At 35.5% G+C, this 20,774-nt stretch carries 22 protein-coding genes; 7 read left to right on the forward strand and 15 right to left on the reverse strand.

The window, feature by feature from the left end:
• Positions 1 to 286 precede the first annotated feature (286 nt).
• The 4 genes from TYM08_RS11045 to TYM08_RS11060 all read right to left on the reverse strand — a co-directional run bounded on the left by TYM08_RS11045 (position 287) and on the right by TYM08_RS11060 (position 4,099).
• Positions 287 to 2,305 (reverse strand): ankyrin repeat domain-containing protein, encoded by a 2,019-nt coding sequence (locus TYM08_RS11045; protein WP_422379204.1) that lies wholly within the window; start codon positions 2,303 to 2,305, stop codon positions 287 to 289.
• A 284-nt stretch (positions 2,306 to 2,589) separates the two neighbouring features.
• On the reverse strand, positions 2,590 to 2,748 hold the full coding sequence (locus TYM08_RS11050; RefSeq protein ID WP_422379205.1) for a hypothetical protein: 159 nt from the start codon (positions 2,746 to 2,748) through the stop codon (positions 2,590 to 2,592).
• On the reverse strand, positions 2,733 to 3,833 hold the full coding sequence (locus TYM08_RS11055; protein WP_422379206.1) for a hypothetical protein: 1,101 nt from the start codon (positions 3,831 to 3,833) through the stop codon (positions 2,733 to 2,735). Before TYM08_RS11055 ends, TYM08_RS11050 begins: the two co-directional genes overlap by 16 nt.
• Positions 3,834 to 3,859: 26 nt before the next feature.
• The gene (locus TYM08_RS11060) at positions 3,860 to 4,099 is read right to left on the reverse strand and encodes a hypothetical protein (protein ID WP_422379207.1); all 240 of its coding nucleotides are present in this window, start codon (positions 4,097 to 4,099) and stop codon (positions 3,860 to 3,862) included.
• A 276-nt stretch (positions 4,100 to 4,375) separates the two neighbouring features.
• On the opposite strand from TYM08_RS11060, the gene TYM08_RS11065 reads away from it, so the two are divergent.
• On the forward strand, positions 4,376 to 4,996 hold the full coding sequence (locus TYM08_RS11065; RefSeq protein ID WP_422379208.1) for a sulfotransferase: 621 nt from the start codon (positions 4,376 to 4,378) through the stop codon (positions 4,994 to 4,996).
• Positions 4,997 to 5,287: 291 nt separating this feature from the next.
• Here the strand turns inward: TYM08_RS11065 and TYM08_RS11070 are convergent, their stop codons facing one another.
• Positions 5,288 to 5,659, reverse strand: a complete 372-nt coding sequence (locus TYM08_RS11070) for a GNAT family N-acetyltransferase (protein ID WP_422379209.1) — start codon at positions 5,657 to 5,659, stop codon at positions 5,288 to 5,290.
• A 126-nt stretch (positions 5,660 to 5,785) separates the two neighbouring features.
• On the opposite strand from TYM08_RS11070, the gene TYM08_RS11075 reads away from it, so the two are divergent.
• From TYM08_RS11075 to TYM08_RS11095, 5 genes are all read left to right on the forward strand, one after another.
• Positions 5,786 to 6,436, forward strand: coding sequence for a DUF1801 domain-containing protein (locus TYM08_RS11075; RefSeq protein WP_422379210.1), 651 nt, complete (start codon positions 5,786 to 5,788; stop codon positions 6,434 to 6,436).
• Between the two features lie 124 nt (positions 6,437 to 6,560).
• The gene (locus TYM08_RS11080) at positions 6,561 to 7,022 is read left to right on the forward strand and encodes a hypothetical protein (RefSeq protein ID WP_422379211.1); all 462 of its coding nucleotides are present in this window, start codon (positions 6,561 to 6,563) and stop codon (positions 7,020 to 7,022) included.
• A 477-nt stretch (positions 7,023 to 7,499) separates the two neighbouring features.
• Positions 7,500 to 8,243, forward strand: a complete 744-nt coding sequence (locus TYM08_RS11085; RefSeq protein ID WP_422379212.1) for a class I SAM-dependent methyltransferase — start codon at positions 7,500 to 7,502, stop codon at positions 8,241 to 8,243.
• Position 8,244: 1 nt separating this feature from the next.
• Entirely contained in the window at positions 8,245 to 9,744 is a 1,500-nt protein-coding gene (locus TYM08_RS11090) for an ABC transporter permease subunit (RefSeq protein WP_422379213.1), read from the forward strand.
• A complete protein-coding gene (locus tag TYM08_RS11095) occupies positions 9,735 to 10,406 on the forward strand; it encodes a hypothetical protein (RefSeq protein WP_422379214.1) in 672 nt (223 codons plus the stop codon). The genes TYM08_RS11090 and TYM08_RS11095 overlap by 10 nt, the downstream gene beginning before the upstream one ends.
• A gap of 36 nt (positions 10,407 to 10,442) precedes the next feature.
• Here the strand turns inward: TYM08_RS11095 and TYM08_RS11100 are convergent, their stop codons facing one another.
• The 6 genes from TYM08_RS11100 to TYM08_RS11125 all read right to left on the reverse strand — a co-directional run bounded on the left by TYM08_RS11100 (position 10,443) and on the right by TYM08_RS11125 (position 16,777).
• Positions 10,443 to 11,669: a substrate-binding periplasmic protein gene (locus tag TYM08_RS11100; protein ID WP_422379215.1), complete on the reverse strand. Its 1,227-nt coding sequence runs from the start codon at positions 11,667 to 11,669 to the stop codon at positions 10,443 to 10,445.
• An 87-nt stretch (positions 11,670 to 11,756) separates the two neighbouring features.
• Entirely contained in the window at positions 11,757 to 12,956 is a 1,200-nt protein-coding gene (locus tag TYM08_RS11105) for an MFS transporter (RefSeq protein WP_422379216.1), read from the reverse strand.
• Positions 12,957 to 13,098: 142 nt separating this feature from the next.
• Positions 13,099 to 13,449 (reverse strand): rhodanese-like domain-containing protein, encoded by a 351-nt coding sequence (locus TYM08_RS11110; RefSeq protein WP_422379217.1) that lies wholly within the window; start codon positions 13,447 to 13,449, stop codon positions 13,099 to 13,101.
• 163 nt (positions 13,450 to 13,612) lie between these two features.
• Positions 13,613 to 14,593: an IS1595 family transposase gene (locus tag TYM08_RS11115; protein ID WP_422379218.1), complete on the reverse strand. Its 981-nt coding sequence runs from the start codon at positions 14,591 to 14,593 to the stop codon at positions 13,613 to 13,615.
• Positions 14,594 to 14,679: 86 nt separating this feature from the next.
• Positions 14,680 to 15,390, reverse strand: a complete 711-nt coding sequence (rrtA, locus tag TYM08_RS11120) for a rhombosortase (RefSeq protein ID WP_422379219.1) — start codon at positions 15,388 to 15,390, stop codon at positions 14,680 to 14,682.
• A complete protein-coding gene (locus tag TYM08_RS11125; protein WP_422379220.1) occupies positions 15,299 to 16,777 on the reverse strand; it encodes a M6 family metalloprotease domain-containing protein in 1,479 nt (492 codons plus the stop codon). The genes rrtA and TYM08_RS11125 overlap by 92 nt, the downstream gene beginning before the upstream one ends.
• A 226-nt stretch (positions 16,778 to 17,003) precedes the next feature.
• Here TYM08_RS11125 and TYM08_RS11130 point away from each other — a divergent pair, with 226 nt between their 5' ends.
• Positions 17,004 to 17,894 (forward strand): recombination-associated protein RdgC, encoded by an 891-nt coding sequence (locus tag TYM08_RS11130; RefSeq protein ID WP_422379221.1) that lies wholly within the window; start codon positions 17,004 to 17,006, stop codon positions 17,892 to 17,894.
• A gap of 354 nt (positions 17,895 to 18,248) precedes the next feature.
• On the opposite strand, the gene TYM08_RS11135 is transcribed toward TYM08_RS11130, so the two are convergent.
• The 4 genes from TYM08_RS11135 to TYM08_RS11150 form a co-directional block, all read right to left on the reverse strand.
• Complete coding sequence (locus TYM08_RS11135; protein WP_422379222.1) at positions 18,249 to 18,575, reverse strand: hypothetical protein; 327 nt, start codon at positions 18,573 to 18,575, stop codon at positions 18,249 to 18,251.
• 322 nt (positions 18,576 to 18,897) lie between these two features.
• On the reverse strand, positions 18,898 to 19,551 hold the full coding sequence (locus TYM08_RS11140; protein WP_422379223.1) for an SdpI family protein: 654 nt from the start codon (positions 19,549 to 19,551) through the stop codon (positions 18,898 to 18,900).
• Positions 19,548 to 19,817, reverse strand: coding sequence for an autorepressor SdpR family transcription factor (locus TYM08_RS11145; RefSeq protein ID WP_422379224.1), 270 nt, complete (start codon positions 19,815 to 19,817; stop codon positions 19,548 to 19,550). The genes TYM08_RS11140 and TYM08_RS11145 overlap by 4 nt, the downstream gene beginning before the upstream one ends.
• A 136-nt stretch (positions 19,818 to 19,953) precedes the next feature.
• Positions 19,954 to 20,508 carry a hypothetical protein gene (locus TYM08_RS11150; RefSeq protein ID WP_422379225.1) on the reverse strand — a complete coding sequence of 185 codons (555 nt, stop codon included), beginning with the start codon at positions 20,506 to 20,508 and terminating at the stop codon, positions 19,954 to 19,956.
• Between the last annotated feature and the right edge of the window lie 266 nt (positions 20,509 to 20,774).

Below are 20,774 nucleotides of genomic sequence, written 5' to 3' on the forward strand. Positions count from 1 at the left end.
TGACTTGTAGATTCGCTGCTTGCTGCGATTTAACTTATTTTTCTTATTTGTCATCTACTTTTAAGTGATCGATTCGAATCGATTTTGAATTACATTCTAATATTTCTAATATTTCACGCAAAAAAATTTCCCTGTAGGCAAAGCTTGCACTCACTTACACAGACACCCATACTAATCCAACCTAAATCCCATATCAGCAACTTCAATTCAACGCTTACCTAACAAACAACTCTTAATGCTCACCCCACACAACCATGCCTGCCTGTGTTAAGGGTCATTTATCAAGTTACGCGTTAACCTCATAACCAAATTCATTTCCACAATCATGCTCGGACTGTATTAAGTAAACACAGTTTTGTTTATTAAGTGCTTTAAATGAATCCAGTTTGATAACTTCAGTCATCACATCAAAAAATATGGCCTTGGTGGGAATGTATTGGAGATGATCGTAGTGATCAAGATCAAAGCCATTATCAGAGTATGCATAATACGGCCTAATTAAACTGCCGTCATCATGGTCAAAGTCCCATTCAAGTTTTAACTCTCCAAGTGGCTCTGTTGTGCTTGCGGCTATTTTTTTAAAAATATCATCCCATACGGGTAACCAAATTTTTGTAAAGTCGATGGTCGCCTCTATGTATCCATCTATTTTGTATTGTTTAATGATATCAAACAAACAGATGATTAAATGGCCTAAGTCACTAAAAGACAGCTCAGTTGATTCGTGTTTTGTACCATCAAATTTAATCTGTTCAAATTCATCGTTGGATCGTGAGTAAAACGTAATGCTCTCATGGCCTTTTGTCATGTATTTATAAACGACGTTTTCTTCTGCAAACTCAAGAAGCGTTTGAAATTTTTCTGAGGTTCTAATATCTTTAAAACATGGGTCATCAAAATCTGCTTTTATATAACCTTTCCCAATGGCAAGAGCGCTAAGTGAAATAGTGTTATCGACATCGTTAATGGCGGCATATAAACATGCTACATTGAAAAACATTAACCCAGGTTTGCTTTCTCTTGTATCTTTAGCATCTTCAATCAAATCTTTTAATTGATTAATGCCTTGTTGTTGTAGTCCTAACTGATCGTATGCAATCACAATATGCGCAATGGTATTCGCCGCAGGGTCACTTGTTGGGTTAAAGTTTGGTTTGTGTAGTTCAAAAAAGGTTATGGCTTCAGTATATTTTTGTGAAAGTACGTAAATAAATACCATGTTATCAATCAGGAAATTATTAGCACCAAAGCGCTCAATAGCCTCTAGCCCAAATTTTATTTGATTAGCAATATCTCCTGTTTTTCGATATGCAAAAGACAAATGATGCATCGTTTCCCATTCTAAATCTTTATCTGGTATTTTAAAAAACCATTCAATCACTTGGTTATAATCTTGATTTAGCATAAATGTATTGATAAACGATTTTTTTGTGGCAGATGATAATATGTCTGACTGACTCTCATCATAAAATAAATCAATAATATCTTCGTTTTGATATTTTAAGGCAACATCAAGTGTGGTTGTCCCGTTTTTAAATACTTGGTCCGATTTTGCATCAATAGATAATAGATACTCAACAATACTTGAAGACTTAGCCAAAATTGCAAAGTGTAGGGCTGTCCATCCGTTTCTTTCAGATGTGTCGTCGTTAACTTCAAGGTGAATATCTGCCCCTAATTCGATGTATCGTTGAACGGTTTCAAGGCTTGTATCACTGTTATAACATTCTTGTAAGAAATACATTAAAGGTGTGATTGACCTTGAAGTGCTGTCATTAATGTTAAGACCTTGGCTTACGAGTAATGTGGCGGCTTTTGGGAATATAATAAGAGGGTGAAGTAACGATTTATTGTTTTTGAGTTTTTTGTGTATATCAAACCCTTTGTCTATTAATATTTTAATAAATTCTAATGAAAAATCATCAGAATTATCAAGATACCGAGCCTCACTGATTAAACTATTAATAATGGTGGTGCCACTTTTTGATGTGCTATTTATATCCAGCCCTTTGAGGTTAAGGATTTTTCTCAGTAGTTCGATATCACCATCAATGTCATCAATAAACCCAAACCAATAAGGTCGGCTGTCAAAACTTACTTTTTTATTGACATCCAGCCCAAGGTTAATTAATTTTTCCATTGAGGATATTTGAAAATCGCAGTACTCAATGGTTTCAAATACACTCTTGTGATTGATATCAAATCCTTCTTTTAACAACCGTTCTAATTTTGAGAAGTCTTCTTCGGTGTATGCTGAATATACAGCATCGCTGGTATCACGTTCGTTGAATTCTTTGGTTGTCATAAGTCCTCTATATTGAATGCTAATTACTTTTAGGCCATTGTAACAAATTTAACGCAGTTAAACGTTTCGTATTTCCCTAATCCATTTAGAACAATTCAAAATAAAGGAAGCCTTGGCTGAAGAAAGGTTAGAAATAATAACGGAGTCACATAACGGGGTCGCGCCTTACATTTGACATAGACAGCCAGAAACTAAATACTTTTATTCAAATTTCCAATAGAAACACGACAACTGACACCCATACCACATTATCCACTCAAATCTAAATCATTAACTTTTTTATATCAAATTAAAGAAGCGATAAAACGTGTAAAAGGCACGATGTCGCCTTCAACGCTTGCGCATTCAAGTGCTTGCATATACTCCTCTCGCCTCTCAACAGGCACTACTGTCCAATCAAGTCCGGCAGACGCCATCATTAAATTCATTATGAATCGGCCCATACGGCCATTACCATCGAAATATGGTGTATGTAAACAAACATAAAATGGCCTAATACAATACGAACGGGCCCATTTTTTTCTTGCATCAGTAAATCAAATAAAGTCGGCATCATATCGCGAAGCGCTTCTTTGTTTGGCGGTGTGTGTTTTGATTGTCTGATAAACACAGGCCCTGTTCGATAGCCTGCTAAATCTGACTGTCTTGCAATACCTGCGACCACGCTGGGGCCAAATAAAGCTAAATACCAATCTAGGTGATCGGCCTCTAATACTTCTCCTGAATTTTTACCCTGCAACACTTGCTCGACACTGTTTTTTACTTTTGCAAATGCATCCCAATACCCTTTTACAGCCATGCCGTCTAAGTGCTTTTTATGTTCATCCGATTGTTCAGGATTCCACTGACCTTTTTTTACTCGCTCAATTAATTCAGGAGTCACTTTGTAATCTTCAATAAAAAGAGAGTGATAAGCGTCACTGACGAATTTGTCTTCAAGCTTTAATAGATAGGCTTGCACATCCACTGCTGTGGGTTGTATATCTGGGAAATGTTCAATGACTTTGCTACGCATAGTTTGCCACAACAAAGAAAGCCTGTTTGCGTGTACAGAAACTTCACGACGACCAAATTGTATGGTTGATTTGTCTTCAAATGGGTCTATTTCTTTTATATTGTAATCGGCGGCACTCATCCCTTTAACGTTATGGTCGGCGATTAAAGGACGACCTATATTTCTAAACCCGCCCGCCAAACGTGCCGCACTTGCCATGTACCCAACACTAAGTAATACAGGAAGTATTTCTGACGCATCTGGCACTGTGGAAAGTAACGTTCTCATCTGAATTGGTTGTTGAATAAAGTATTGTCTAGAGCAAAACACCAAACTGGCGGCCACGGTATACAAACGTAATCTATCAACGGTTATGCAATGTTCAAAATTAGGTAATGTGGTACGAATGTCTAGCACAGACGTATTATGAATATACAAAGTGGGTTGGTTGCGACCTTTAGGCGAGCGCATTAACAATTGCGCTGGAACGGTCTTGTCGCCAACATGCAATTGTACCGATTGCTCAGCAGACAAACACCAATTCTTCTCTAGTCGTTAATCTAAATAATCAACACAAAAACCCAAAATGACCTGTACCAAGTGGTACTGTCACCCTTGCGCTCATTTGAATTGCTGGCAATATACCAACCACGCATCACCTCTTTGATAAAACCGTGTTTACTTAAACGCTCTGGATCGCTGCGTTCAAACATTTTTGAGCGAAGTGCGACTGCCCCACTGTCTTGATGTTGTTTTAACACCGCTAGAGAATGTGCAAGCTTGAGGGATACTTGATCCATTTGATTCACCAATGGTTAATTAATAAATAGTTACTATCGCTTTTAGTGTAATTGTTTATTCGCTTTTAGTGTTTTTACGCATTCGCTTTTGAAGTGACACTCTATAAAATAATCACTCTAATTCGGGTTATTGAGCTTAAAGTCGATTATTTGCTAACCCACGGCCAAACGTATGCCGTTATTATTTTGTCCTGCAAATAGACCACTTGATGCCAATCTTATACAATCTGAACCCATTAACCTTCATCACCTATTACACCCTCAATTTGAGCACCCATGTCCAAACTATTCATCATAGGCTTACCCCGAACGGGCACCACCAGCATCAGCGCGACATTGCTTGAGCACTTTACAGTCGCCCATACTGCTTACACCAAACACGCATTTCATTTAGCTGATGTGATTTCTGACTGCCCTTGTTTTAGCGATTATCAACAGCTTGATGCACTATTTCCAGATGCGAAATTTGTTTATTTACAACGCGGTCTTGATCAGTGGGTACCGTCTATTCAGATGTTGTTGACCAAGATGATTCCTGCTTTTAATAGCACCAATTATATCAACCCTATTTTGAAGCGCAGTTTTGAGCAAACCTTTGATTTGAATATTGCTGAAAATTCTTTAGATATCACACATCTCACAAGCTGCTATAAACGTCACGAACAAGAAGTGATGACTTATTTTGAAGGCAAAAATACACTGCTTAGTATTGATATTAGTCAACCTAATAGTCTGCCCTCGTTATTGGAATTTTTGGGCTTGCCTTTTACAGGTGACGAGGTATTTCCGCATTTGAATATTGGTAAACGGGTTGATAATTGGAAAGAGATTAAACACTCTAATAAGGTTAATCCTAATGCGGCGGGGCGTGAGGGGCGTAAGTTTTTTGATTATTGATTTTGTTTTATTGTTTTTTAGGGTTAGATCGATGTGGGTTTTAGGACACTCAAAAGTGACAGTCCCCCTCCAAAGTCACTCTAAAGTGACACCCACTTTTACTATCGCGATCACGTCATCAAATTTGCACAGCAAACTTTAAAGGTCCAGCGCCTTTAGCAACTTTGCTAGTTAACCCACTAACCAAACTGGATCTCCAGCCAAAATACACTGAAGATGACATATAATCCCTGTTTTATTTTTACGAATACACCAAAGGATCAAACTTCTCCATAAATATTTCAGGACGATTCAATGGATTAAACCCAAACTTCGCATACATCGCTTGCTTGTCAGACGTTGCAGCATCACACGCCTTAAGCCTTGCAAGTCAGGGTGATCGTTAATTGCGGTTAATAACTGTCCTGAAATCCCCTGCCCTCGAAAATTTTCTAATACAAATACATCCACCACATTACCAAAGGTGGCGTAGTCGGTGACCATTCTTGCAAAGCCTACTTGTTGGCCATTTATAAACGCAGCAAAACACATGCTATTTTCAATAGCGGTTTGTACTACGGATTTTGGAATACCTAAACACCATCTTGCTTGCGAACTTAAAAAATTATGAATCAGATCAATATCCAATTTTGATTTGTCTGTGGTGATGATTATTTTTTGCATATTTCACTCGCTTTGTTTTGTGTTTAATACTATACAATTTCTAGCAAGAACACTTAAAAAACTCAGCTTTAACATTCCATTAAAAAGCACTATTATCTATTCATTACCCATTCATTGCAGATTATTATGACCACTCACAAACACCCTGAAGTAGACAACTTTTTAATACATTCCACAAAATGGACAGATGAGCTTTCAGCATTGCGTGAGATTTTGCTTGAATGCGATGTAGAAGAAACCTACAAATGGCGTCAACCCTGTTATACGGTCAACCAAAAAAACAGCTTTATATTAGGCGGTTTTAAAGACTTTTGTGTGTTGAGTTTTTTTAAAGGGGTGCAATTAAAAGACAAGCATAAAAAACTATCACGAGCCGGCGAGCATACTCAATCGGCACGAATTTATAAATTCACGAATGTGCAACAAATACTTGATGACTCTAAAATCATTAAACACTATATTTTGGAGGCCATCGAAATTGAAAAATCGGGTATGACCGACGAGCCAAAACCAAAAGTGCAATACGAATTAATTGATGAATTAAAAGAAATGTTTGAAGCGTTACCTGAATTAGAAACCGCATTTTATAAATTAACACCGGGCAGACAACGTGGATATCATTTGCATTTTAGTGGTGCTAAACAATCTAAAACTCGAACTTCTCGCATAGAAAAATGTTATGACAAAATAATGGACGGATTTGGTTTTAACGACTGTAATTGCGGGCTTTCAAAACGTAAACCCAATTGTGATGGTTCACACAAAGCGCTTTTGTAAATTGATAGAAAATCAAATTCAAAAAACGAGAGTGGGTTTATAATATTGTTATTTTAAATTCACATATATATGATGCCAACAAATCTAAGAATGGATCTTAGAAAACTTAAATTTGGAACATATCATGACTATTAAACCATTACTTTTTTTAATCCCTTCGCTTACATTTTTGGCTTGCAATGATTCATTTCTTGATGAAAATGCTCAATTATTGAAAAGCGACTCTCAATTAATCAATGAAGATCATTATTGGGTACAGGTTTTTGATGCTAAAAAAACCGGTGATTTTAAAATTAAAGCTGAATTAAAATCAGGCCCCAGCGTAGAAATTTATTTCTTAGATAATTCAAATTATAATTTATGGGAAACTCAAGTAGCAAACGGCCAATATTCAAGTGCTACTTTTAAGTATTATAAAGATCTATCTATTATTCCGCTTGCCAGTTCCGATGAATCTGAATGGACGAAAATCGAAGAAGGGCGATACGCAATAATAGTGGAAAATACCGACTATGGCACTGTGGCACCACCATTTAATTTAGTTGATGACAGTGCATTAGTAGAACTTGAAATTTGGGGTTATTGATTCCAAAACAATGCAAATAAGACTGTCTAAAATACTATTTTAATAAATCATTCACCCTGACACCGAAATTGAATGAGTAATATCATAAGCATCTAACATAGTTTTATAGGCATCTAACATAGTCTTATAGGCATCATTAAACCCATAATTTTCTGTAATACGCACCGAATTCAACAAACCACTTGGCCAGCAACAGCATGAAAAACATTACTGTTGACGTCATGATTTTTACAGTATTCAACTCCTAACACGACACAACTGCTACCTAAGAAGGTTTGCCCATTACCCTTTACTAAACTGACCATTTTTTCAATACATAGGTTAACTGACTGACCGCATAATATTGAAAGACTCGCACAGAGTCTTTTTCGTAATTATGAAAAATACCTCAGAATTCAGCCTTCCCGTCCCTCTTCACTTGATTAACGCTGTTTAAACCGATTAAACTGACAATCCCTATTTATTTAGAAGTAATTTGTGACCAATCCACCTTTAAAATCAACTTACAACGAATATTTCAAAAGTGGTTTTTATCAAAAACGCTACCCTAGTGCTAACAGCAAAGTTCTTAAATTTATTCAACGATATTTAAAAGTTGATTCAAAAGACAATGCTATACACTCTTTTTTAGATTTTGGTTGCGGTAATGGGCGCTATCTTGTGCCTTTATTACAACAATCCAATTGGCAAGCATTCGCATTTGATATTTCTGATGTGGCCATCGCCCAACTTAATGAACATGTTAAAATGCACGGGGTAGCACATAGATGTCATTGTTTAGCTGCATGGCCTTCTGAGTGTCATTATGATATTGCATTATTAATGTATGGGGTGTTGGGACATATAAAAACAAAAATTCAACGCATTGAATTACTCAAACAAATCCGCAACGGTCTAAATGGCCCACTTATTTTGTCTGTGCCCAATATTAAACGTCGGTTTATTTTTAAAAAACAAGCGGATATTGAATATGTACGCAACAATCAAGGCAGCACGCTTGCGTTCAATTATCATTTGTATGACATTCAAGACTTAAAATCAGAATTAGGCATGGCAGGGTTTGAAATTGAAACTATTCTAGCTGAGAGCATCTTGCCTGAAAAATGGGTAACCAATAGTAAAATATTAAGTACACTGGATAAATTATTATGTGTCATTATTCCAGCTAAATTCGGCTATGGATTACTTGTGTGTGCATCAAAACAAAACAATGGGAATTAATATGTTAAAGCCCGTTTTTTTAACGATCATTTTTTTATTTACTTCACTTAATAGTTATTCAAATATTGATCGATATGAACGAATTCAAAGTCGCGGTGAAGTTATTATTGGAGTTAAAAATGATTATCATCCTTGGTCTTATGTCGATATAAACAATCAATTAATTGGATATGAACCTGATTTAGCAAAATTGATTGCTGAACATTTAAATGTCCAACTTAAATTAGTTATGGTCAATTCATCCAACCGACAAGCCAAATTATTAGATGGCGAAATTGATATTATTTTAGCCACAATGGGCGACAGCGAAAATCGTCGCGATCAAATGGGCATGATTACACCCGGTTATTATTCATCGGGTGTTAATATTTTAACCAATAGCATCACACAATGGGATCAACTTTATGGACAAAAAATTTGTTTAACAAAAGATGCTTTTTACAATGTCGATTTGATTAAGCGCTTTAACTTTAGTCCTTTACAATTTAGCGATAATTTAAAAAGCCTTCAAAGTCTGATCAATTCTCAATGCGACGGCTGGATTTACGATGACACCGCTTTAATTAGAATATTAAAGGAAAAACCTGAATTAAATTTAACCATGCCTTTAAATACAATTATGGTGACACCTTGGGTGTTGGCAGTTAGACCAGAAGAACGCACGCAAAGACTTGGTATTGAATTGCAAAATTTAATCATTAATTGGCATCAAAAAAATACATTAATCGAACTTGAAAAAAAATGGGGATTACCAGAAACTTCGTTTTTAAAAAAAATGGCAATAAAATGGAACAGTAACGATTGCATATTAGATCAAACTGGAAGACATCAATATTACTGCCAAGGACATGATCAACCCATCACTCAAGCCTCTAACGATAATATATTATTTTTAGGTCTAAATTTCCCTCCTCTTTATGACCAATTTAGTCAGCAACAATTAATACAAGGCACATTAATTACATTTTTATTAAGTATCAGCGCTATTCTTGGATCGTTATTGATTGGGTTATTATTTTCATTATTACTTTTAAAATCCCCCAAACCCATTCGTTGGTTAGTAGCTGGATTAACTTACATATTTAGAATGACCCCACCAATATTAAATTTATACATCGTGTTTTTTGGTATTGGCGGTATTTTAGCTAGTAACTTTGGCATCAGTTTAAACGCTTTATGGGTGGCTATTATTATTTTAAGTTTATATGCAGGTACAAGTAATGCAGTCATGCTGCAACAAGCATTTGATGGCAATATTAAAACCACGATAGTAAAAGCCTACGACAATTTGGTTTCAAATTCGGTAAACATAGTTAAAGCATCAGGAATTGCAAGCACCATTGCCGTTGCAGAAATAATCAGTGTCACAAAATCAATCATTGTTGAATTAGGTCAAGGGTTATTAATGATGACCTTTTTACTTGTTTTTTATTATGTATTGGTTTCAATTATTATCTTTTTATTAAACCAAACCAAAAGTTGGGTAGCGAAATGGAATTAATATTTTCAGTGATCAGTTACACTCCAAATTTATTCAAAGGACTGAGTTTAAATCTATTAATTTCAATTGTTGCCATGAGTATTGGCACATTCTTGGGGTATTTTTTAGCTAAGCTTAGAAGTGCTCGTTATGTGTATTTGTCACAATTAGGAAATACTTTAAATAATATTTGCCGCAACGTCCCAAGTTTCGTACTTATTTTTTATATGGCATTTTTAATACCTGTTGAAATTATCACTCCTATTCAATGGCCATTAATTGGGACGGTTTCATTTTGGACCGATACGATTGAAGTGTACTCCATTAGCCCTTGGATTAAAGGGTCTATGGCATTAGTGATTCCAGTAATCGGTTTTAGTGGTGATCTATTTTTTAATCAACTTTTTAAAAATAGTCATCTAAATCCCAATCAAGAAAAAATAGACATTTCTTATTTATGCGTGAGCTGGGTAAATTATTTGATTATCATCATTATGGCTTCTGCCACTGTGTCAGTAATTGGTATTCAAGAAATAGTCGGGGTAGCAAATAGTATCATCGCGACTCAAGCTGACGATGCGTATTTTAGATTGGGGTTATATATTTATGTGGCCTTTTGGTTTTTATGTTTGGGGATTTTGGTAAATGGTTGTCTTTTTATAATTAAAAAGACAGCCCATTGAGGTTAGTCTACTGAGGTTAGACCATAGAAGTTAAATTTAAAAACTGCCTTCTCCGAATTTTTTCTCCATAGCCGAAGTCCAGGCTGGATGTCTAAGGTATTCCATTAAATATTGATTAATTTCATCGCGATAAACTAAATTATTTTTTAATCCAAACCCATAAGGTTCAAACATTAAAGTAATATCTTGCACGATTAATTTATCTGGAAAATAATTTCGTGACAGATATTGTAATTGTGCCCAATCACCAATCACTACTGATTTAGGCATTGTGTCCAACATGGTCAATACATCTAACCAGTTATCTGCCAATTCAATGGATGAGTACATCGATTGAGTCTTTGTACAATTCTCAAGTATTTCGTGGGTAGATTGATTGCTTTTATCTTGATCCAAACAGGTTTGTAATAAAAATTTATGCGCGGTTGAACCTTTCATTGTGATCATTGTTTTATTTAATGTATCTTCTTTATTAATGTCATTATTTACAGAAATACTTTGAGTTAATGCTGCTGTTAACATACTAAAAAAACTGGCAGATAACGTAATACCAAAAATCAATATCACAATTGAAAAAAACTGGAGACTAGTTTTAGTAAAGGCAAACACGTCTTTTCGAATACCACTGGTATTTAAAATTGAGTTAACCACAATATGAATAAAGCGCCCAAACCAAGTACGTTGTTTTAAATCTGCTATTTGATAGTCTTCAAGATTTTTATAGGTTGCATAAAAAAGCCCTGCGCATAATGAAATAAAAATCCCCGCCAAAATTAAAAAACGATCTAAATTCAAAGATGAAGTTAATGTCGAATAAGCGGCTGTAAAGTTAAATTCAGAATCGGGTTTTTTATAGGCATAGACCAAACTGGAATTCATATATTGATGACTAAAATCAAATAATTGCTCTCGTTGTTGCGTAATTGTTAAAGGTGAAATCACCATATCAATAGTGCCACTTTCTAATGCTAAGACACCATCTTCGAATGCGAGGCACTTAATGACAATATTCAAAGACGGATGATTTTGTTGAAGACGTTTTTTTATGTGAGTCCATAACTCCCAAGATAACCCTTGATAATCCACAATAGGACCTTCGGTTTGATCTATAAAAGGTGGCGAATAACGGGCAGCAACACTAAAAGTGTTACTGTCGTTTTTTTGAGTATTTTTGGATTCTAGACAAAGTGAGTCGTCTAATTGAGTGGCCTGAGCACCGATAACATAGGTAAAACTAATTAAAATAAACAAAAATTTACACATGAGCAGGTTCTTATTATTATCATTAAGTTGAATTTAAAACAATTCACCTTAAATTACCAAATAATTTACCTGCCATTAAATCTTAAATTAGCTCACTGGTTTAATTTTTCTAGCTATCACAATTGAAATCAACCCCACTACAATACTTAAAGCTCCCACCCAAGGGTAATTTAAAATTTCTCCTGAATCGGCCTTAATTAGAATCATGCCTCCTACAAACGCAGCCAAACCTGATCCTAAATTTTGCATCGCTGAATTAAATGCCATCACACGCCCACGAAATTTTGGTTCGCAACTGGCAGTTACCATAGCCGATGTTGGAATAAACCGCCCACTTACAAATATAAAAAACAAAGCTGAAATTAACAAATGACCATAAAGTGGAATATTCAATGAAAATGACATCAACATTATTGGAATAAAACTGACAATAACTAAAACTAAAAACACATTTGCGTGGCGAAATTTATCGGTTAATTTTGCTATATAAGGACGCGACACTAATGTTACTGCTCCTCCAACAAGATACACAAACGTTAAGTCTTTTTCTAACATGCCACCGTTTGCAACCAGCGTTGGCGCAATATAAGGAATCACTAAAAACCCACCAAACATCACCAACATGGTGGTTAAAAAACCCCACCAATGATTAGGTACTGACAACAGCCCCATGTAACTTTGGACCATAGATTGTTTTGGCTGATCTAAATGCTCACGTACATTTGGCAAACAAAACCAGCAAATTGCTAAAATAAAAATACACGCCACCGTTAATACTAAAAACGGGGTTTGCCAATGATAATGTGCTGAAATCCACAAACCTAATGGCACACCAAAAATAGCAGCCAATGAAAATGCTAACATCACGATTCCCATCGCATATCCGCGACGCCTAGGCTCGATAACATCACCAATAGTGGCTAATACCAACGAGCCCACTATGCCACCAAAAAAACCAGCAACTACTCTTGAAATTAATAACCAGTTATAACTATCTGAAATCGCGCATCCAAATGTTGCGATAATTAAACCAATATAACAGGCCACTAATGCGTATTTACGATCAAATCGATCTGAGTACCCGGATGCTAATAATGAACTGACACATGCTGATAAAGAATAGGCTGAAACTAATAGCCCAAATTCAGTCGTACCAATATTAAATGCATCGAGAAGCTGTGCAGACAAAGGCATCATGATCATAAAATCCACGATGACTGTAAATTGCAATGCCATTAATGCATACAACATGATTTTTTCACGAACTGGAGATAAAACGATAGCCATAAATACTACTTTTTAAAAGGGGAGAAGTTCAAAGGAGGCGTAGTATTCTGGTGAATTTTAGATTGATTGCAATAGGCAGAAGTCACAAAGGCTATTTTTTTAGCCTGTGCTTCAATTCCCGAATTAGAAATATTTATATAGTTTATTTTCCAACTATGACATTGTCTTTTAATAATTTAGACGCATCTCTTACGCTTCCTACATTAATGACATTTGTATAGCCCAGTTTTTGCATAACTGACATCATCTGCCCTGCTCGATTACCGCTTCGACAATATAAAACAACTTGTTGAGACTTGTCAGGAACCAGTAATTCAATATTTGTAGGCAACAATTCCATAGATAAATGCGTGGCACTTTCTAAATGCCCTGTCTGCCATTCACTGGTTGTTCGCACATCAAATATTTTCACATCTTCGTTAATTTCCACATCCGCTTGTGCACAAGAAATGACTGTAAAACTTGCAAGTAAACCTAATATAAAATTTTTCATTTTTATTTCTCGTCTATTTGAAAATGATTTTTAATTTAATTGAATTATTCAACGTGACCTTAACCACCAACCTTCACCACCAACCAATACCACAACAATCAAACCAATTCAAACACCCTTAAGATTCAAGTTTTTTAAGATTAAAACATAGCCATTAAGTTGGCTATGTTTCAAATTTATGTTGCTGCACCTGTAACAGTTTGAATTCAAACAGTTTTTCGCTTTCGCTCTTAATGTCGCTAGAAAAGGTCTGATATTTGTGCCAGTCCAGCATTCTAAACCAACCCAAATACTTCGCCAAATACTTACTGGCCACTCCATGCATCTTCAAATACCAACGCTTTAACTGACTGTGATAATTATTGATATTTTGAATATGATACAAACTTTGCTGTGTTTGATTGTTGGTTATCACCACATGATGCAAATGATGTTCTTTGCAAATTTGATTATAAGCCGGCTGTCCATCGGTACATAAAACAGATTCATCGGCAATTTTGCAGCCTAAGCATTGATTGATTTCAGCGCCATTTACGTGAGTTAATATTTGATCAAATTCATGATGATTTCGATCTTTAGCGGTTAACACTGCCACCCAATCGTGCTGATTAATACCGGCAGTGGATGCTTTAGATCCTCGTTGTCTTGCAGGTCGGTTTAAGTTTCGCTCGCCTTTTTTAGATTCTCGAAAATACGTTTCATCTGCTTCAATAATACCTTCAAGCCTTGATTCATAGGTGTTTTGAGTAGCATTCATAAAACGATGACGCCAATTAAAAGAGGTAGTTACACAAATATTCAAATCTTTTGCGCAACGCCGAATGCTATCTTGGTCAAGCATGTGCTCTAAGTATTTTTGCCAAAGCTCAGGTTTGTGCTGATAAAAATAAGCGCTGCCTCGAGTGCACACAAAACTTTTGCGACATTCGTTGCAAAAAAATCGTTGCCTGCCATTACTAAAACCGTATTTTCGCAAGCGGTTACTTTGACAATGAATGCATTTTGAGTGGGTAATTACTTCTTTGGACAGCCGCGTAAGAATGGGATTTTCATGTGCGGCTAAAGTGGTGGTTAGAGTTTGTTTTTGAACAGGATCGAGCTTGCTTACCTGCTTAAGTATGTTTTGAAAATGCTGTGGATTCATAGGTTATGTCATTGTGGGTGTATAAATCTCAGCTTAGATCAGCATTATGATTTTGCATCCTGCCACAACAATTTAAAACATAGCCATTAAGTTTTATTATTTGAAATATTTCGGTTCATTGATTTGTATTGAAAAGGGATAATTAATAATACTGATATTAAACCAAATACATGGGCAGCAACTGATACTTTGGCACCAATTTGACCAGGAATACCAAAAAGATCCCACCCCATAACATCTGATGCCACTTTTAAAACAGCTAAAGAAATAAATATCACTTTATGAAGGGTATCAAAATACACACAACGCAATGCCGCAAGTACAATCCACCCATAAACCACACCAGAAATACCTCGATAATAAGTACTGTCCCCCATTATCCAAATTCCAATTCCAACCACAATAAAACTCAGCCATAACTGAATCATGCCTTGTTTATTTAATCCTATTGGAGACAGCATTGCTGCGATGATAATGGCAATAAAATCTAATACCCAGTGCGTCCAACCAAAGTGCGTCCATTGCCCTGTAATTAACAACCAATAATGATGCTGTGATACTAAATTTCGATCAAATTGTAGGGATAAAGTTAAGCTAGGTATTAATAAAATAAGGGATCCAACTATTGCAATAGTAATTTCTATCGCATAAGTGTGAATCCACTTTGAAAAGGATTGTCTATTTAGATTAGAAACAAACCCAATTTTATTGTTTATTTCGATTTGTGAGAGATCGGCATCCTTTGGATAGGTTTTGGACTGCGAATCTTTTTCTGATTTTTTTGAAAACAAGGCCATAAAACATCATCAATACTAAAGCGCTTAACCATATCATATTCATATCCCCGACATGAAGTGGAGATTGCGCAACAGGCGCATCCTCAAAAAAGGTAATGCCTACTGAATTCGTACTTTCATCTATGGTTGAAAACATAATAGAAACCGAAGATGGACCTTTAGAATAACTATCGCTATTAGGTGTGGTATCTTCTGTAAAACTCCACTGTGAGTGATTGGTGGCAAAAAGATCCGACGCGCTGCCATAATTTCTAAATAAATCCAATCCTTGATCGCCATCAGCCTCTTCAATGTCTAATAATTTATGATGTTCATTGTCATTAATACTTGAAACTCGCTCATCAATATGGGTGATTAATATTCCTGAGCCCGATAAACTTTGATCAAAACCCGATTGTTCTCGATATTCAACAATAAAATACTCATCTTCATTTTCTGTTGTGACTTTAACTGGGCGATCATGTGTAATTTCAACGCCTTCTTTTGGCTCAGACAATTCTACAAATCCAATTTGGTTGCGACTCCAAGCGAGCATATTTACTGGTCGATCACCAAGTTGATTACCAGAAGAGCCCCATGTTCCATAACTCATAACCCCCCAATTTCCTGCACCTGCTGATGATCCATCGCGATCATATAAATCAGGCAAATTAAAATACAGATGTCCTAACTCATGGCAAATAATCCCTATTGATGCTTGCTTGGACCCATGTTTTTCACCAAATAACACGTATCCTGCCGCCCGGTATTTACCTGAAAACAAATAACTGGATGATTGATGCCCCCAAACATTGGGGTGCGAAGCATTATCACCGCCAAATGACTTTTCATAACCAGCAGCAACCAATACAAATGCTAATTCACGCACTTCTATTTGTTGATTTAAATTGGTATCAAATTGAGATAAATCTATCTGCTTACCCACCTGCTCTAACGCTTTGTTAGCCAGTTTTGAGCTAAAGGAATAGTCTGATCCGAAATCAGGATGATCGATGTCTACAGATACGTTAATCACACCTGATTGGGTAGCCGGAGTAACAATAAACCCTTCATTTGAATTGGTTTGGAAAAACGATTTAACCGAATATTCATTATTAAAAATACGATCTGCCCACTCAGTACTGCTTGTAGAAATTTCAATGTTATTAAATGAAATCAACACCACTAAAGTTGGCTGCTTAATTTGGCCAATATATTCTTTAGTTCCTAAACTTAAACGCTTTTGAGAGACAGACAATGGCGCATGCTGAAAATCATTTTCAGGAGCGATTATCAGTGCACCATTTTCAATGCCCGGTGAGCGAGAATGGCTAGTTAAGCTCACCAAAACCAAAGCAATAGTAAGCATCCCTTTAAAGCGTTCTATGAAATAAAAAACAACCTTCATAATTATTCCAACAATATGTTAATGACCGATAAAACGGGCCTTCACTACATATAAAAGCAGGAATATTTGACGTTGCAGGCTAAAACTACGTTTTAACACAATTCAATATTTTATTGACACAGCTCACATTTCATAAGAAATTAAAAAACTCAAAACTTTGCTTGAGCTTTGTTTCCACTTATGAATAATGAGTCGCTTTTTACAATATGACTAGAGAGTAGAATTTATGTGGTTTAAACAGATTTTTGTGTATCAATTCAATGAAGGATTTAATGTCACAAGTGAGCAAATTCAGACCGCATTAGTACAAAAACCATGGCGTCCATGCAGTCAACAAGAGGCGTCATCGATGGGTTTTCGCAGTGTCAAAAAACACGACGATTCGTTAATTTACGTTACTGGTTCGCAAACTTATTTTAAAATCACCAAACAGGAACGTATTTTGCCAAGCTCCGTTATAAACGAAGCGTTACAAGAAAAAGTAGAAGAGATCAAAAACAACGAACAACGTAACGTTTCGAAAAAAGAACGAACAGAAATTAAAGACGAAATTATTTTTGAATTATTACCCCGTGCCTTCACTAAAAACCGCGATTATTTAGGTTTCTTTTGCTCTGACAGCCAACGATTAATTTTAAACTGTTCGTCTGCATCAGCAGCAGATGACATCACAGCCATGTTGCGAGATGCATTAGGCAGCCTTGCCGTTACACCTTGGCAAAACGTGTTAGACATCAAAAGTAAATTAACATCATGGTTAGATGAAACCCCAGTAGGTTTTGAATTATTAGAGGATTTTGAATTAACCTCTTCAAGTGACACCCAATCAAAACTCAAACTAAAACACCTGCCATTACACAGCAAACAAATTGAAGAATACGTAGCAGAAGGGTTATTGATTTCACAATTACGTGTCAACTTTGAAGAAAAGATTGAATTTTCAATCAAAGAAAACGCCACCATTGGCCGTATTAAATATGGTGATGAGTTATTACAGTCTGAGCAATCAGAAGATGAAGATGCGCAATTTGATGCGGATTGTATATTACACAGCAAAGAAGTATTGAATATCGTAGCAAAGATTGAAGAGTTGTTTCAGGTTGCCCCTGGGATTTGATTTTTAAATTTTTAAAAGCAAGAGCTGAATTATGGCTTTTGCTTTTTAATTGGTATTACTGCACGTACTATTAAGCATCTCTATTAGAGTCGTACCAAAAAAAACACATTAAAGAGTTCCCCATCCACTTTGATTTTGAAAAGCTGTAAAAAGAAAGTTTTGCACGTGTGCCTTTCCTTATTTCACTAAAAATTTAAACCTGATTTTTACAACTGAAATTGATTGCTATTCAACACTACTGCCTAAACAATGTATATTTTTAAGATAATGCTCAATTCTGAGAAAGTTCAAAAAAACTAAGTATGTCTAAAAATTCATAACGTACGAAACAATCAAATTTGAATATTTCACTATTCAAACTCTCTCCAACCTACTAACAACTAATATAACAAATGAAGTACCCGCGCTTGAAACCTCCACTAACTCCACCTCAAACGCTTCCCACTTAAATATTATTTCACTATCATAAGGATCACTAAGTTTTGTAAAAATAAATTCTGTTGATTCACCTGCATAAATTGCAGATAAATAGACAGTCACACCACTTCCAGCTGGATAAGCCTCTGAGTCAAACGGATCCGCTTCAATACTTTCAAATACGATATCGGTCACTTTAATTGTAAGACTCTCAAACACAATAATACTTGAGTTATTTCCTAATGATATCTGTTCGCTTTTCATCAATACTGCCTCTGGACTTTTATTTGAATTTATCTCTGTGCTTTTAGATATTGGGATTAGCAGCATAAAGCTGATCAACCACAGGTAATACATTTTCACTTTACATCCCAAAATAACAAGTAGAATACTTCTCACAATTTGACTCTCACTGAACAGGCTCATTAAAAATTAATTTTAGCTTTTTAAAACCAAGTTACCCTCGAACTCAATATGATCGAACATTTAAATCCAGTCATATTTTTTTGCGAAACCAAAGCGCATTAACTTAACCATTTATTTATGAAGCAACTATTTATAAAGCAACTATTTATAAAGCAGCTATTTATGAAGCAGCTATCAATCGAGAATAAACCGCAGGCACAATCGCTGCTAAAACAAACCCAACTATGATCATCCATAGTAAAGAAGCATCAATCCAAAACAATGCACTTAATCCCATTACCGCTGCAAACACAAAAAGAAACCCTGCCAAGCGGTGTGTTTTTCGCCAAACGTTTTCATCGGACAATGTCGCTTTTGTTCTTATACCAAACGAATGATTGGATTGTATTTTTCCCATAAAATTACCCATAATTAAAAACACAAAAGACAATCCTGCTACTACCCAATGCCCCAGACTTTGAATCACATCCAATCCAGCCAATATAGAAATAATTTGTAACACCACTAACAATAAAGCTATGGCCCCCACTACATAACTGAGTGCTTTTTTAGATTGTTTTAAATTTTCTTTTCTAGATTCAAGCTTAGCCACAAACATCATCACTAAAATCAATATGATGAGTATGAATGGAAACACCGCTAACGCTATCCATTTATTAGCAAATTGATCTGGCTCGCCGGCCAAATTCCAATGTATAGGCAAGTGATTCACATCAATTGAAATACCAGCGCAGATAAAAATCATAAACGACAAACCGATTAGCTTTAAATACAAACGACCAAAGCCGTTTAAAAAAAATTCATTCATGTTCATTTTTTCGCTCCCAAATTAAATACGTGCATTAATTGCATTAATGATTCTTCTAATACCGATACATTTAATCGATAAAAATTATAATTGCCCTTTTTATAGTCAGTCACTAAATCGGCTTTTTTTAAAATGGCAAAATGTTTTGAAAGTGCAGGCTTACTTAAGTCAAAATGCGAGGCTAAATCCCCTGCGCATAAATCATGTTCACGCAACAATCGCAAAATTTCTCTTCTTGTTGGGTCACCCAGTGCTTTGTAAACTTGATTCATTGTTAAATTCATTTAACCAAAAGGTAAAACAATTCTAGTTAACCTTTTGGTTAAATGCAAACTTTTTTTAATGCAAAAAAAAAGCAGCCAATCGGCTACTTTATCAAAACGTGGAGAGCTTTGTTTTAAATACTTTTTATAAATCTAAACTAAATTCTAATCCGACGGTTTGATACATTTTGTCAGAAAGATTTAAATTACTTTGCGAATAATTTAGAGAGATCAGTTGATTTGCTGCTAAGTGGTAGTTAAATTGAACACTTGGTTCTAAAACTAACATTGTGCATTCACAATTAACTGGTCGATCAATTCGCTTACCTTCTGCCCAATTTAAAGCTGTACCCATTAACATCGTAGCTGAGGCGCTTAATTTACCGGATTGTTTTGTATTTAATTGATAGGCCACATATGGCATTAAATACACATCAAAATTTTGTGGATCTTCTTTATAAAGTCTTTCTTTACCTGCGTTAGTTGCTAATGCAACAGTAAAGCCTCTATAAAAATTACCTACCATATGCTCTTCCATGGTGGCATCTAAAAATTGTGCATTATGATTATAAAAGTTTGTATCTTTTACTTCAAAGTCTACTGACCAGTTTTCTAAGTTAATGGTTGGTTGTTTTGCTATTGCTGCATGAGTCAATAATGAGAATGCTAACGTTGCGATAATTGGTTTTATAATGTTCATCTTAAAATACACCTTTCTTTTCAAGAATGGGGCAATAGCCCGTTGATTAAGTTGAGCGGATTATTACCTAATTTTTTTACTTCCACAAATGCCACTCAATGCATTTTACATAGTACAAAAGTCTAAAAAAAAATTGGCGCTTTTGTATTTATAACCTACCAAGACCACTATCTATTTGGGTTGCAAAGGGATTAATAAAATTCATTGTGTCAAAAAAGTAACTAACATTTCTTTACAGTTTAGTTGAGCTAAAAAATATCATTACA

Origin of the sequence: Marinicellulosiphila megalodicopiae (assembly GCF_045862395.1) — a bacterium.
GTDB classification, from domain to species: domain Bacteria; phylum Pseudomonadota; class Gammaproteobacteria; order Pseudomonadales; family Natronospirillaceae; genus Marinicellulosiphila; species Marinicellulosiphila megalodicopiae.